Genomic DNA, 12752 nt, shown 5'->3' on the forward strand with positions numbered 1-12752 from the left:
TCATACCGAAAACCATTTTAAATCAATTTTATGAAACAACGGCTGGTTATTTTGGTAATTCTGATGGTCAATGTTTTTGGGTTTGCCCAATCACAGCGCGAACTTTATAATGCGAGCATCAAGGCATATGAAAGCAAGGACTATAAAAGCTTTTTAAAGCTTACAACGACTCTAGACAGCCTTCGTCCTTTTCATCCAACGTATACCTACAATCTGGCTTCTGCCAATGCCTTAAACAATAATCCCGAGGAGGCATTTACCGCTTTGAAAAAATTGGTTTTAATGAACAATACTGCCGATTTCGAAAATGATGATGATTTCAAATCCATCAAGCAGGATCAGACCTTCAGAAACCTGTTGGAGTTAAAGAAAACTCAGGGCAAAATAATTGAAAGCTCAAAACCTGTAATCACTTTAAGTGAAAAGGAACTGCATCCGGAAGGCTTAACGTATTTGCCTAAATCCAAAATATGGTTAGCATCAAGTATCCGAAAAAGAAAGATCATCTCATTTGATATCAAAACCGGGCAATGCACCGACTGGCTTAATGATAAAATGCTTTCGGTGCTGGCCTTAAAAGCAGATGCCAAAGAAGAATTCCTTTGGGTAGCCACTGCAGCTTTTCCTGAAATGGAAGGTTTTGACAAAGCTTTAGATGGAAAGGCTGAAATCCTTAAGGTCGACATCAAGACCAAAAAAATAGTAAAGCGCTTTAGTGTAGAAGGCAATCATGTTTTTGGTGATTTGATTATAGCAAGAAGCGGAATCGTATATATTTCGGATAGTGGGAAACCAATGGTTTATAAAATCCAGAATGACGCTATTTCAGAATTTGTTTCATTTGAAAATGAAGGCTATAATCTGCAGGGATTGGCTTTCAATGAAATGCAAAGCAAATTGTTTGTGGCCGATTATTTAAAGGGAATAACGGTTGTTGATATGATTACTAAAGCCAAAACTGTATTGGCTTTTCCTGATGATACTACAACCAAAGGCATTGACGGATTGGTATTTTATAAAAACAGCCTGATAACTGTCCAAAATGGAGTAAAACCGATAAGGCTGCTGCAATTCAAATTGGATGAACAACAACATGAAATTATCAGTTTCAAAATATTGGACAATAACCGACCGGAGTTTAACGAACCAGCCTTGGCAACAATGGCAGGAGAGAAGCTATACTTTTTTGCCAATTCACCATGGAGTGCCTATGATCAAAATGGCGTTTTAAATTCGGAGAAAGTAAGCAATCCTATATTGTTCAGTTGCAAACTGGACTGATTATTCAGTACAATCAACTTTACTTAACGGCATATTCGAAGTGAATTTTATTTGGGACACATCCCTAAAATGAGTTCCGTCCATAGTCATTTCACCATAACCTTCAATCAGCTTATCACCTTCCAATTTAAAGGCAACCTGACGCGTACTTTCAACACCTTCTGATTGAAAATGGTAATCAGCAATTAAAATATTGTTCTCCAGTTTACCGGTAAAAGTCCCGCCATTTTTATCTTTTTCAGCCAAGGCATAATTCAAGGTGCCATTAGCTTCAGTGCCTTCGGTTTGAAGTTCCAATTCAATTTTACTGCCATTGGCATCATACGCGTAACATTCTGTTTTACTCACAGCTGGAGCTGTTTCTTCAACAACAGGCTCAGTTGGGGTTGGAGCCGGAGTTTCCTTTTTGCAACCAATTGAAAGGAAAGCAAAAATAATCGGAAGTAAGATCTGTTTTTTCATAGTTTTATTTTTAGTGTTGTGTTTTTGCAATTTTTTTAAAGCGCAGCATCGGAATATCGTCGGTTAATAACAAAAGCTTTCCATAGCTGTCAATAGCATATTTGTTGACTTTGCCCAGCATATTCATAAAGGCCTTTTCACCATCACCTTCACACCATCTCATAGTTGTAATGGCGTCGCCAAAATGAATGGTATTTCCTTTTAGGGTAAACGCTCCACTATAAACATTGCAGCTGTTGTTGCCTCCAAATTTATTTTCGGCTTCTGTAAAAGTAATGTAGGGTTTTGTTTCAGGATATAGACCTTCAAAGGCAATACGTGGTCCCGAAATGTACTCCAATTCCCAGGTAGTATCATAAAATGGAATACTGCCATTGGAAGTTTTTACATCAGTGGTTTTCTGACTGCTGCATCCGGCAAAGAATGCGGGAACCACTATCATCAATAAAAAAATCTTCCGGTTCATGATTTCCAAATTTAATGTTTTAAGGGTCTTTTCTTAATCATTCCCCCTTTGGTATCCTTAACACTATTCATTACTACAAAAGCGGTGGGTTCAATCTTTTGGATTTCAGTATTGAGTTTATTGAGTTCCAATCGGGTGATGACGGTGTAAATAATGTCAAACTCCTTGGTTTCCCCTCGTTTTCCATAACCTTTTTTTCCGCTGTAAACCGTAACGCCACGTCCCATCTTATCAATAATCATCTGCCTCATTTTTTCGCTACGCGATGAAACGATAGTAACGCCAATATATTCATCAATACCTTCTACAATAAAATCTAAAGTCCTGGAGGCAGCCAAATAAGTAATCATCGAATAAAGTGCCACTTCAATTCCGAGGAAATATGCTGCCGCAGAAAAAATCATCACGTTGATGATGATGATGATGTCACCAATCGTAGTTCCTAATTTCCGGCTGAGGTAAATCGCCAAAACTTCGGTGCCGTCAATTACTGCGCCACCACGAACGGAAAGCCCAATTCCGGCTCCAAGGAAAAATCCCCCAAAAACCGCAACCAGTAAATTATCCCTTGTAACATCAGGGAAAGTAATTGTTGCCAGGCAGATTGAAAGCCCGGTAATGGCTAAAGCGGTTTTGATGGCAAATGCCTGTCCCATTATCCGGTAACCCAAAATGACAAAAGGGATGTTGACCCCAATAATCAAAATGTATAATGGAATATCTGTTAATGCAGAAACCAATAACGAAATCCCAGTGGCACCACCATCAATAAAGTGATTGGTCAGCAGGAATCCTTTGAATCCGAATGTGGCTGATAAAATCCCGATTCCGATTAAGAAGAAATCCTTGACATGCCTTTTTAATAGTATGATAAACTCCCGATATCCTTTTGCTAAAGCATAACTGGAATAAGCCTTGCCACTTTCATCGTGCAATGTTGTCCTTATGATTATTTGTTTCCAAAGTGAATTCATGGCTTATAATTTGATTTTGGTTGCTTTTATGTTTTCCCAATCCTGATTTGTCATTTCAAACTTAATTTCCCTGCCATGCATTCCGGTTGGATTCCAACCCGATTTCCTGTAGAAATTTTCGGCTCGGGTATTGGGTGCGGTTCCAAGCCATACATGATTTTTTCCGGTTGAAAAATACCAATCGAGCATCATGTCGTGCAGCTTCCTGCCAATACGTTTACCTTCAAAATCAGGATGGAGGAAGAGTGCCCAGATATTCTCGTCAACCAAATCGGCAATGGCAAAACCTACTATGGTGTTTTCGACTTCGCAAACCCAGCCTTTGCCACGTACTGTTATAAATGTAACACAATCTTCATCGGTAACCAAATCTGGATTCGATAAGGTGTTTTCGGTAACGGAATTTCGAACTACTTGAATTTGTTTGATATCAGCTATCGTCGCTTCTCTAAAAATCATGGATTACATTGGTTTTGCGGTTACTTCCTTGGTGGCAATGGCAGACACTTTGTTTTCGGTGTTTACAGTAACCTTTAATTCCCGTTTGTACATTTTCTTTTCGTAATCAATGCTGTAGCGGAAAATCAAATCCTTGGTTTTTTTATCGCGGGTAATGTCAATCAGGTTAATGCCCAGGAACCTTCCGTTACGCTGATTTATTTTTTTACAAATGGTAGAAATTTTCTCTTTAGTAGCATTCTGCCTTACCTTGTCGGTAACTTCACTGGAGCTAAAAGCCCTGAACCTTGAAGTGTTGCAGGATTCCAATAAACGTTTACCAATGTCATAAGCCCGGTCTTTTTTGATTTCCTCAACTTCTTCAGGCTTAACCAGATTGCTCGGTTTTTCTGTGGGTTTGACGGTTACAGGTTTAGTGGTGTTGTTTTTTTTACTCTTACAGGAAAAGACCAGCGCAAGGCATAAAAGGAATAGTATTTTTCGCATTGTTGTGTGTTTTTAGTACTTGCAATTTACGGCTTTTAACATTTTTATGCTAAAAGATTAACATTTTTAAAAGTATTTTTTATCGGTTTGGAAATCAAAACTATTCCTTTTTGCGTATGTATTTTTAGTGTCGAATTTGTATTTTTGAACCTCAATTCAGCTATTATGAAAATCGTTATATCGCCAGCCAAATCATTAAATTTTGAAAAAGAAATCCCTACAACTGTTTTTACTGAGCCCCAGTTTTTAAAACAGGCAACAACCATTCAGAGAACCTTAAAAAAGAAAAAGCCCAAAGCATTAATGCAGTTAATGGACATCTCGGATAAGCTTGCCGAATTGAACTGGCAGCGCAATCAGGACTGGCATGCGCCATTTACAAAAGACAATGCACGGCAGGCTGTGTATACTTTTGATGGCGATGTGTACCTGGGTTTGAACATTGCGACTCTGCCCAACGATAAATTAGAGGTTTTACAGGACAAACTCCGCATTCTTTCCGGATTGTACGGTTTGTTGAAACCGTTGGATTTAATGCAGGCTTATCGTTTGGAAATGGGAACTTCATTGCCAATAGGGAAAAACAAAAACCTGTATGAGTTTTGGAAAAAAACCATCACCAAGGAATTGAACAGCGAATTGAAAAAAGGTGAATTGTTCATCAACCTGGCGAGCAATGAGTATTTCCATGCTGTGGATGCAAAGGCTTTAAAGGTTCCTGTGATTACACCAGAGTTTAAGGATTACAAAGACGGAAAGCTGAAGATGATCAGTTTTTTTGCCAAAAAGGCGAGAGGCATGATGGTGCGTTACATCATTGACACCAATGCCGAAACCATTGATGATTTAAAAGGATTCAATTATGAAGGTTATGCTTTTGATGCGAATCTGAGTAAAGGAAATACGTTAGTTTTTACAAGATAGGTTTTGATTTATTCATGCTCGAAATCCGTTCGGTAAAAAATAGCTTTATAGTGGCACAATCCCGAACATGACCCGAACAAAACCCGGTTGGAACCACCAATAAAAAAAGCTCCCGACCGGGAGCTTTTTGTTTGTTATCTTGTATAAAAATATTCTTCGTATTCCATTCGGGTTTCACTGGTAAGTTTTCGTTGGTCTCGTGCCAATTCCCTCATAGCTTCAACGCCTTTTTTGGCACATCGCTTTACTTTGCTCAGCCTTGATGAAAAATCAATTAGTTTGTTTGCATCTTCCGGGCTTAGTTTTGTTTTCAGTTCATCTACAAACGAAGAGAACTCATTCACCACTTCCTGATTTTCATCATAATCAGTTTTCAAATCATCCAGCAAATCTTCAATTTCTTTTGTGATTTCCTTACAATGGTCTTCACTTTTTCGGTGAAGGTCTTCGATGATTTTCTTTTGATTCTTCCCAAAAAGTCCCATGATTCTTTGATTTAAGGTTAATGTATCGTTAGCCTGAAATCAAATTTAATAAAATGTTTCTTAAAAATCCGCAAATTGTTAATAACTTGTAAATTAGTTAATTAATGCATTGCTTCGCTGACATCGACCTTATTTTTGCCTTTTTTTACCAAAAGGATAAAAGGTATGCAGAACAGGAAAAGCAATCCCAGATAAAGGAAAATATCCATGTATGACAGGACCGTGCTTTGTTTGGTTATGCCATAATCCAAAACCTTATACGCTTTCTGTAGGGCAAGATCAGGGCTGAAGCCTTTTGCCATAAATCCTCTTTGCAATGCATGTAACCTGTCCTGGACATTTACCTTGGTCATGTCCAGATTTGCAATCAGATTCATACGATGTTCCTGTCCGAAACGGGCAATATAGGTTGTGATGATTGCAATTCCGAAAGAACCACCAAGCTGACGCATCATTCCGGTAAAGGCTGCGCCTTCACCAATGCTTTTTCCTTTGAGTGCCGAAAGCGAAAGTGTTGTTATCGGAACAAATAATAATCCCAATCCGATACCACGAACGATAAGCGGCCAGAACATATGCTCTGTTCCCGTATCAGGAGTCATTACATTATGCATCCAAAAGGTGAATATAAAGAACGATAGGAATCCAAGTGCCACCAAATAAGTTTGCGGCACTCCATTTTGTATCATTTTACCAATGATAGGCATGAATATCGCAACCGTAATCGAACTCGGAACCAAAAGCAGACCGGCATCAGTTGCAGTCCATCCCAAAATAGACTGGGTATAAATCGGAACAATGAATGTCGTTCCATACAACCCAAATCCCATAATAAAGCTCATAACTACACCAACCTTTAGATTACTATCTTTGAGCACGCTGAGGTTCACGATTGGATGCTTATAGGTAAGCTCGCGCCAAATGAAAAAGAACAAACCAAAGAAACTGACTATGGCTAATGTTGTGATGGTATTGTCATTGAACCAATCGTCCTGTTGCCCATGTTCAAGGATGTATTGCAGCGAACCAATAAAAGCCGCCAATAATCCAATACCAAGCCAGTCAACCTGATTGGCTTTTAATTTTTCTCCGTATTTCGGACTTCTTACAAACGATAAGGTCAATAAGGTTGCTGCAACCCCAATTGGGATGTTGATGTAGAAAATATAAGGCCACGAGAAGTTGTCTACAAGATAACCTCCCAATGGCGGACCTAATGTTGGTCCCACAATAACTCCCATTCCGTAAATAGCCTGTGCCATTCCACGTTTTTCAATTGGATAACTTTCGGTGATGATGGTTTGGGCTGTTACCAATAAGGCTCCACCGCCAAGACCCTGTATGAATCGGAATGCTACCAATTCCCAGATGTTATCGGCATTTCCGCACATGAATGATGCTACGGTAAAAATGATGATGGAAGCGGCAAAGTAATTCCTTCGGCCAAACTGTTGTGACAGCCAGCTCGTCATCGGAATCACAATTACATTCGCAATGGCATAAGCTGTGATTACCCAAGCCACATCGGTTAAGGTTGCACCAAGGCTTCCGCGCATGTTGTTCAATGCGACGTTTACAATTGTTGTATCAACAATTTCGAGCAAGGCACAAAGAACCGCGGTAATGGTGATGATGACCCTTCGAAAGCCATATTCCACTAAATCTTCCTGAACTACTGCTGCTTTAGCCATGTTTGTTATTTTAAATTATAAATTTTGAATTTTAAATTATTTCAATATAACATCAACATCGGCGTTCATTCCTGAACGTAGCAATTGCAATTTATCTTTTGGATTATTTTCGGTAAAGTTGATTCTAACTGGAAGCCTTTGTACTGTTTTTACAAAGTTTCCGCTGGCATTGTCCGGAGGCAAAAGGGAGAATTTAGAACCGGTAGCAGGTGAGAAGGAAGTAATCTGGCCCTCAAACTCCGTTCCAGGGAAAGCATCGATTTTCAGTTTTACCTTTTGTCCTTCGCGCATTTTGTTCAATTGGGTTTCCTTGAAATTGGCAATCACCCAGGTTTCCTGATTATTGATAATATAAAACAACGATTGTCCCGGTTGTACCAATTGTCCCGGTTGAATGTCAACGGTAGAAACCTGCCCATCGATAGAAGCAGTGACTACAGTATACCCTAAGTTTAGATTTGCGGCATCCAATGCAGCCTGTGCTTTCTTTACATTGGCTGCAGCCACACTAACCTGTTTGCTGCTCACATTGGTTCTTGCAGAAGCTACCGTTTTCTGGAAAGAAGAAGCTTTCTGCTGATCCTGTAATATCTTTAACTGGCTTTGGGCTTCCTGCATTGCTGCTTCGGCCTGTTCGTATTGTTGTTTGGTAATCGAATGATTTTTGTAAAGATTGCTATAACGTTCGAAATCGGCAGAGGCTCTTCTTAATCGGATTCTTGCAGTTTCGATGCTTCCTGTAGCTGATTGTACATTGGCCTCCGAAACAGACACATTTGCCTGGGAAGTTCCAATGTCAGCCTTAGCAACCTCTACGTTGTTTTCGGCTGCAGCCAAATTAGCTTTAGCTTCTTCAACCCTTACGACATAATCGCTGTTATCAATAACGAAAAGCGTATCGCCTTTTTTTACTATATCGTTATCCTTTACAAAAACTTTGGTAATGTAACCAGAAACCCTTGGAATGATTGGATTCATTTTTTTGGCTACCTGAGCGTCATCAGTCGTTTCGTGGGAAAGGGAATGGTAGAATTTGTAACCACCATACGTTAGGCCAATAGCCAGCAATACGATGAATATCAAACGGAATTTTGTATTTGTTTTTTTAGTTTCCATGCTGTTGAATATTTTATTTTTGAGTGATGTTTAATGATGAGGTTAATGTTCCTGTGGCAAACTGTAATTCGTAATATTTCTGTGCTACGTCGGCCTTTGACAATGCCTGATTGATTTTGGCCTGCAATTGCTGGTAATCCGCTTCAAGCAAATCATTGGTATCCGAAAGGCTGTTGTCGTATTTATCCTTTACAATCCTGTAATTTTCATTGGACTGTTCGACTGCTTTTTCATAAACCAGGCTTTGTTTCTGTGACAGCGCATAATTTTGCTGTGCCTGGAAAACTTCTTCACGGATTTCGTCATTCAGTTGCGAAACCGCAATTTCAGTTTCCTTAACGCGGCTTTTAGCCAGTTTTACGTTTTTGCTGTTTTTGAAGATATTGGATAAGTCATAGGAAACGCCAACTCCGACATTCATTGCGTTTGTGACAGTCAGTACATTATTCAAATCGAAAGCGATGTAACCACCAGTCAATGAAAGCGATGGATAATAATTGGCTTTTGCAATTTTGATGGCGCTTTCGGCAGCCTGTTTTTTAAGTTCCAATGATTTTAAATCGTTTCTTTCACCTTGACTGTTGTTTCCAATATTGCCTGCCATGTCTCTTTTTACCGCTTCAATATCAATGTCAACCTCAGTGTTCTCAGGTAATTTTAAAAGCGTTACCAATCTGTAATTGGCAATGGCTGTATTTTTCTTTGCATTGTCCAATGACAATTGTACGTTGGATTGCTGCAACTGTGCTTTAAGCAAATCATTTCTTGCAATCAGACCGTTTTGTTCCATCGCGGTGAAATCTTTTACACGCTGGTCTGCCGATTTCAGATTGTCTTCAAATAAATCAACGGTTTGCTGTGCTTTGTAAAGATTGGCAAACATTTCAACCACTTCCAAACCAATTTGCTCTTTGGAATGCTTCTCGTTAAATGTTTCTGCCTTATAGATACTTTCGGACTCCTTTATGGCATTCGTTAGCTTAAAACCGTTAAAAAGCGGCATAGATGCATTTACCTGCCCTAACATCAATTGGTCAACCTTCAAAGGTTTGGCAGGTTCACTTGATGGATCATTGTTGGATTGCAGATTGGAATCAACATGTGCGCTTGACAATCTCAAATATTGCCCCGATGCTTTTACGCTTGGGTAGCGATTGTTTTTAGTGACGTCCAATTCCAGCTTGGAAGTTTCAACTTTGGCTTTGGCCAGAGAAGCGGCGTCACTGTTGTTAACAGCCATTTCTACAGCTTCCTTCAAAGTCATCAACTTTTTTTGCTGTGCCTGAATTTGGGTAAATCCCAAAAAGAATAAGGCGATAAGGAGCATTTTAATTTTCATAGACTAGGAGTGCTTTTATTGTTTTTTGAATGTGTTGTGTAAGCGTAGTAAGGATGTAGTTGTTGTATTCCTCTTCCGTTTTCAAATCAAAGATTTTCATATACAACGGCTTGTTCATGTGGAATTGAAAATATGTTCCCATGATGATAGGAGGAAGTAGGGCCACATTAATGTCTTTTTGGAATTCGCCAGAATCCTGTCCTTCCTTGATGATGTTTTTAAAGGTTTCCAGGTTGCTCTGCTTCATTTCAGTGAAACTCTCAAAATTCAATTCTCTTTTCTTTGTAGAAAACTCAAAATGGATAATCTGATAGATGCAACGGTTTTTGTTGATGCGGGTGATATAGAGTTCCACCATTTTATCAATTTTAGCAAAAGGAGGGATGTTTTCGTGATATAAACTCTCGAGCTGCAGGCGCATATCGGAAATCCTATTAAGCACTAAAGCTTCGAGCATTTTTTCCTTAGAACCAAAATAGTAGGATATCATCGCAATGTTGACATTTGCTTTTTTGGCAATGTCCCTAACCGAAGTCCCATCAAAACCATCTTCTGCAAACAGCTGTTCGGCTACCTGTAGAATCTCTAATTGTTTTTCATTAAATTCAGTCATGATTTTTATACTTTAGAAATCGGGTACAAAATTAAACAACTGTTTAAATTAAACGTTTGTTTAATTTATTTTTAACATAAAATTAACAAAATCTGATTGATAGATAAATTCTATGATAAATAATTATAAAATTAATTATCAAGTGTTTATAAATGTTTATGTGAAGTGTATTTTAGATAAATCAATTTTCAATCCAATTCTTGAGAATTGTTTTTCCGTAGGGTGTTAATATGCTTTCCGGATGAAATTGTATCCCTTTTACATCAAAATTTTGATGCCTGATGGACATGATATAATCGTTTTCGTTCACCGAAGTGACTATCAAATCATTTGAGAGTGATTTCCCTTCAATAATCCAGGAATGATACAGTCCTACTTCGAATTCTGAAGGGATATTATCAAATAACGAATCAGGATTGTTGGTCAATTTTACTTTAGATGAAATTCCGTGAAGTGGTGATTTTAAGTTTGTTAAATTAGAACTAAAAACTTCAGCAATCGCCTGATGCCCTAAACAAATGCCTAAAATACTTTTAGTTGGTGCATATATAGCAATTACTTTTTTAAGTAATCCGGCTTCATCAGGAATTCCCGGTCCGGGAGAGAGAAGGATTTTATCAAAATCTTGCAAGTCCTCAATGTCAAATTCGTCATTTCTATACACGGTAACTTTGGCATTCAAGGCTTCGAGATAGTGCACCAAATTGAATGTAAAGCTGTCGTAGTTGTCAATGACTACTATTTTTTTCATTGGGATTTTATTTGTGTTAAGCAAAGATGAGTTAATTTTTTGACACAAAAAAACCCCGGAAATAAGTCCGAGGTTTGTTTTGCATAGCAATAATTCCCTTGATTAGAATACCAGGTTGATATTCAATTCGAAATCATCATAGATTGTTTTGTCTCCCAGGTTTTCAAAAAAGCTTTTTGAGCTGTATTTGATACCGTATTTTGTTCTGTCAACAGTCAATTTTGTTGAAGCAGTATCGCCTTTAACAGCCAAATCAAAAGTTATTGGATTTGTAATTCCTTTGATGGTTAAATCTCCGGTTACAGTATAAACGCCATTTCCTTTAGCAGCAATTTTTTTGAATACCAATGTTGAGGTTGGATTTTTCTCTGTTCCAAAGAAATCCTCTGATTTCAAGTGTCCGTCTAGTTTTGTTTTCCAGTCTCCAGATAAATCGGTTGAAGTTAATGAAGTCATATCAACAGTAAAATTACCGCCAGCAACTTTCCCTGCTTTGAAAATTAGGTTTCCTTCTTTAAAATCAACAGTTCCACTATGCTCTCCTGTTACTTTTTTTCCAACCCAGTTAATGGTACTTTTTTTAGCGTCGATTTTCTTTGTTTGTGCTGTAGCCACAGTTGTTCCGAAAGCTACTAATAATGCGATTGCGATTGTTTTTAAATTTTTCATTGTTTTTAATTATTTAGTTATGATTATAAAATTATTAATTATTCTTTTTTTGATTCCTCAGTTTAACATTCCCTAAATACTTATACGCTTCGGTATTTCTCAAGTAATGTGTTTAATTGTTCCAATTCTTCCGATGTCAGGTTGTTGGCAAAAAGCTTTTCGTGCTCTACTACAATAGGATCCAATTCGGTTAAAATGTCTAATCCCTTTTGCGTGATTAGAACTTCAATTTTCCTCCGGTTTTCCGGACAAACTTCTCTTGTTACATAATCCTTAAGCAATAATTTATCAATCAACCGGGTAGTATTACTGCTTTTGGCCAGCATACGTTCCTGTATGATGCACATATTTGCAGCCACACCTTTTTGTCCACGCAAAATCCTTAGTACATTATACTGCTCTCTTGAAAGATCATAAGGCTTTAAGATCTCATGAAATTTATCCCCAATCACATTCTGAGTGTAGGTAAAGTTCAGGATGACTCTTTTAGCGATATCCATCGGAATAGTTGATTTTATCACTTCTTCGATTTTCATAATTACAAGTACAATATTTGTAGGTACAAATGTAGTAGTATGATTTTATTTGTATATACAAATGTCTGTTATTTTTTTGTTAAAATTTAAAATGTGCAGAAGTTTAGCTTGCTGTTAACGACTTTTCAATTTGCAATGATTTATCTTTGTTAGACAAAAAATATCAAATATGGATTTATCACAAAGCGAATGGAAATCAAAATTAGACAGCGATCCTAATGCTGTTATCTTAGATGTCAGAACAGAAGAAGAGTGGAATGAAGGGATAATTCCCAACGCCATTTTAAATGACATATACAAAGGCCAGGGTTTCCTTTATAGATTGGATGAATTAGACAAAGCCAAAAATTATTATGTGTATTGCAAAGCCGGAGGAAGAAGTGCACAGGCTTGTGCAATCATGAATCAGATGGGTTTTGAAAATACCTATAATTTAGAAGGTGGTTTTTCAAATTGGAAAGGCGATGTTGCTTTTCGCGAAGAAAATTAAATAATTCGCT

The 12752-nt window shown here is 37.9% G+C and carries 16 protein-coding genes; 3 read left to right on the forward strand and 13 right to left on the reverse strand.

Features of this window, described 5'->3' with window-relative positions:
* Window positions 1-30 precede the first annotated feature (30 nt).
* On the forward strand, window positions 31-1281 hold the full coding sequence (locus L1S31_RS06355) for a TPR end-of-group domain-containing protein (protein ID WP_236463684.1): 1251 nt from the start codon (window positions 31-33) through the stop codon (window positions 1279-1281).
* On the opposite strand, the gene L1S31_RS06360 is transcribed toward L1S31_RS06355, so the two are convergent.
* From L1S31_RS06360 to L1S31_RS06380, 5 genes are read right to left on the reverse strand one after another with little or no spacing between them, the layout of a single operon-like run.
* On the reverse strand, window positions 1282-1743 hold the full coding sequence (locus L1S31_RS06360) for a hypothetical protein (protein ID WP_236463686.1): 462 nt from the start codon (window positions 1741-1743) through the stop codon (window positions 1282-1284).
* A gap of 10 nt (window positions 1744-1753) precedes the next feature.
* Window positions 1754-2209: an META domain-containing protein gene (locus L1S31_RS06365; protein ID WP_236463688.1), complete on the reverse strand. Its 456-nt coding sequence runs from the start codon at window positions 2207-2209 to the stop codon at window positions 1754-1756.
* Between the two features lie 11 nt (window positions 2210-2220).
* Window positions 2221-3183 (reverse strand): YitT family protein, encoded by a 963-nt coding sequence (locus L1S31_RS06370; protein ID WP_236463690.1) that lies wholly within the window; start codon window positions 3181-3183, stop codon window positions 2221-2223.
* 3 nt (window positions 3184-3186) lie between these two features.
* Window positions 3187-3642 (reverse strand): GNAT family N-acetyltransferase, encoded by a 456-nt coding sequence (locus L1S31_RS06375; protein ID WP_236463692.1) that lies wholly within the window; start codon window positions 3640-3642, stop codon window positions 3187-3189.
* A gap of 3 nt (window positions 3643-3645) precedes the next feature.
* Window positions 3646-4128 carry a hypothetical protein gene (locus L1S31_RS06380; protein ID WP_236463694.1) on the reverse strand — a complete coding sequence of 161 codons (483 nt, stop codon included), beginning with the start codon at window positions 4126-4128 and terminating at the stop codon, window positions 3646-3648.
* Window positions 4129-4293: 165 nt separating this feature from the next.
* Here L1S31_RS06380 and yaaA point away from each other — a divergent pair, with 165 nt between their 5' ends.
* The gene (yaaA, locus tag L1S31_RS06385; protein ID WP_236463696.1) at window positions 4294-5052 is read left to right on the forward strand and encodes a peroxide stress protein YaaA; all 759 of its coding nucleotides are present in this window, start codon (window positions 4294-4296) and stop codon (window positions 5050-5052) included.
* A 134-nt stretch (window positions 5053-5186) separates the two neighbouring features.
* On the opposite strand, the gene L1S31_RS06390 is transcribed toward yaaA, so the two are convergent.
* The 8 genes from L1S31_RS06390 to L1S31_RS06425 all read right to left on the reverse strand — a co-directional run bounded on the left by L1S31_RS06390 (window position 5187) and on the right by L1S31_RS06425 (window position 12252).
* Window positions 5187-5537, reverse strand: a complete 351-nt coding sequence (locus tag L1S31_RS06390) for a hypothetical protein (protein ID WP_236463698.1) — start codon at window positions 5535-5537, stop codon at window positions 5187-5189.
* Window positions 5538-5638: 101 nt separating this feature from the next.
* Window positions 5639-7228 carry a DHA2 family efflux MFS transporter permease subunit gene (locus L1S31_RS06395; protein WP_236463700.1) on the reverse strand — a complete coding sequence of 530 codons (1590 nt, stop codon included), beginning with the start codon at window positions 7226-7228 and terminating at the stop codon, window positions 5639-5641.
* Window positions 7229-7264: 36 nt separating this feature from the next.
* Complete coding sequence (locus L1S31_RS06400) at window positions 7265-8344, reverse strand: HlyD family secretion protein (RefSeq protein WP_236463702.1); 1080 nt, start codon at window positions 8342-8344, stop codon at window positions 7265-7267.
* Window positions 8345-8357: 13 nt separating this feature from the next.
* Window positions 8358-9683, reverse strand: a complete 1326-nt coding sequence (locus tag L1S31_RS06405; RefSeq protein WP_236463704.1) for a TolC family protein — start codon at window positions 9681-9683, stop codon at window positions 8358-8360.
* On the reverse strand, window positions 9673-10296 hold the full coding sequence (locus tag L1S31_RS06410; protein WP_236463705.1) for a TetR/AcrR family transcriptional regulator: 624 nt from the start codon (window positions 10294-10296) through the stop codon (window positions 9673-9675). Before L1S31_RS06410 ends, L1S31_RS06405 begins: the two co-directional genes overlap by 11 nt.
* Before the next feature lie 181 nt (window positions 10297-10477).
* Complete coding sequence (locus tag L1S31_RS06415) at window positions 10478-11047, reverse strand: anthranilate synthase component II (RefSeq protein ID WP_236463708.1); 570 nt, start codon at window positions 11045-11047, stop codon at window positions 10478-10480.
* Between the two features lie 102 nt (window positions 11048-11149).
* The gene (locus tag L1S31_RS06420) at window positions 11150-11716 is read right to left on the reverse strand and encodes a YceI family protein (protein WP_236463709.1); all 567 of its coding nucleotides are present in this window, start codon (window positions 11714-11716) and stop codon (window positions 11150-11152) included.
* 80 nt (window positions 11717-11796) lie between these two features.
* Window positions 11797-12252: a MarR family winged helix-turn-helix transcriptional regulator gene (locus L1S31_RS06425; RefSeq protein WP_236463711.1), complete on the reverse strand. Its 456-nt coding sequence runs from the start codon at window positions 12250-12252 to the stop codon at window positions 11797-11799.
* 169 nt (window positions 12253-12421) lie between these two features.
* Here L1S31_RS06425 and L1S31_RS06430 point away from each other — a divergent pair, with 169 nt between their 5' ends.
* The gene (locus L1S31_RS06430) at window positions 12422-12742 is read left to right on the forward strand and encodes a rhodanese-like domain-containing protein (protein WP_236463713.1); all 321 of its coding nucleotides are present in this window, start codon (window positions 12422-12424) and stop codon (window positions 12740-12742) included.
* Window positions 12743-12752 lie beyond the last annotated feature (10 nt).

Origin of the sequence: Flavobacterium wongokense (genome assembly GCF_021608265.1) — a bacterium.
GTDB lineage: Bacteria > Bacteroidota > Bacteroidia > Flavobacteriales > Flavobacteriaceae > Flavobacterium > Flavobacterium wongokense.

What these genes read in the sequence shown, in the direction of transcription:
- L1S31_RS06355 (WP_236463684.1), top strand. Translation starts at nt 31, where the DNA reads ATGAAACAACGGCTGGTTATTTTGGTAATTCTGATGGTCAATGTTTTT.
- L1S31_RS06360 (WP_236463686.1), bottom strand. Translation starts at nt 1,743, where the DNA reads ATGAAAAAACAGATCTTACTTCCGATTATTTTTGCTTTCCTTTCAATT.
- L1S31_RS06365 (WP_236463688.1), bottom strand. Translation starts at nt 2,209, where the DNA reads ATGAACCGGAAGATTTTTTTATTGATGATAGTGGTTCCCGCATTCTTT.
- L1S31_RS06370 (WP_236463690.1), bottom strand. Translation starts at nt 3,183, where the DNA reads ATGAATTCACTTTGGAAACAAATAATCATAAGGACAACATTGCACGAT.
- L1S31_RS06375 (WP_236463692.1), bottom strand. Translation starts at nt 3,642, where the DNA reads ATGATTTTTAGAGAAGCGACGATAGCTGATATCAAACAAATTCAAGTA.
- L1S31_RS06380 (WP_236463694.1), bottom strand. Translation starts at nt 4,128, where the DNA reads ATGCGAAAAATACTATTCCTTTTATGCCTTGCGCTGGTCTTTTCCTGT.
- yaaA (WP_236463696.1), top strand. Translation starts at nt 4,294, where the DNA reads ATGAAAATCGTTATATCGCCAGCCAAATCATTAAATTTTGAAAAAGAA.
- L1S31_RS06390 (WP_236463698.1), bottom strand. Translation starts at nt 5,537, where the DNA reads ATGGGACTTTTTGGGAAGAATCAAAAGAAAATCATCGAAGACCTTCAC.
- L1S31_RS06395 (WP_236463700.1), bottom strand. Translation starts at nt 7,228, where the DNA reads ATGGCTAAAGCAGCAGTAGTTCAGGAAGATTTAGTGGAATATGGCTTT.
- L1S31_RS06400 (WP_236463702.1), bottom strand. Translation starts at nt 8,344, where the DNA reads ATGGAAACTAAAAAAACAAATACAAAATTCCGTTTGATATTCATCGTA.
- L1S31_RS06405 (WP_236463704.1), bottom strand. Translation starts at nt 9,683, where the DNA reads ATGAAAATTAAAATGCTCCTTATCGCCTTATTCTTTTTGGGATTTACC.
- L1S31_RS06410 (WP_236463705.1), bottom strand. Translation starts at nt 10,296, where the DNA reads ATGACTGAATTTAATGAAAAACAATTAGAGATTCTACAGGTAGCCGAA.
- L1S31_RS06415 (WP_236463708.1), bottom strand. Translation starts at nt 11,047, where the DNA reads ATGAAAAAAATAGTAGTCATTGACAACTACGACAGCTTTACATTCAAT.
- L1S31_RS06420 (WP_236463709.1), bottom strand. Translation starts at nt 11,716, where the DNA reads ATGAAAAATTTAAAAACAATCGCAATCGCATTATTAGTAGCTTTCGGA.
- L1S31_RS06425 (WP_236463711.1), bottom strand. Translation starts at nt 12,252, where the DNA reads ATGAAAATCGAAGAAGTGATAAAATCAACTATTCCGATGGATATCGCT.
- L1S31_RS06430 (WP_236463713.1), top strand. Translation starts at nt 12,422, where the DNA reads ATGGATTTATCACAAAGCGAATGGAAATCAAAATTAGACAGCGATCCT.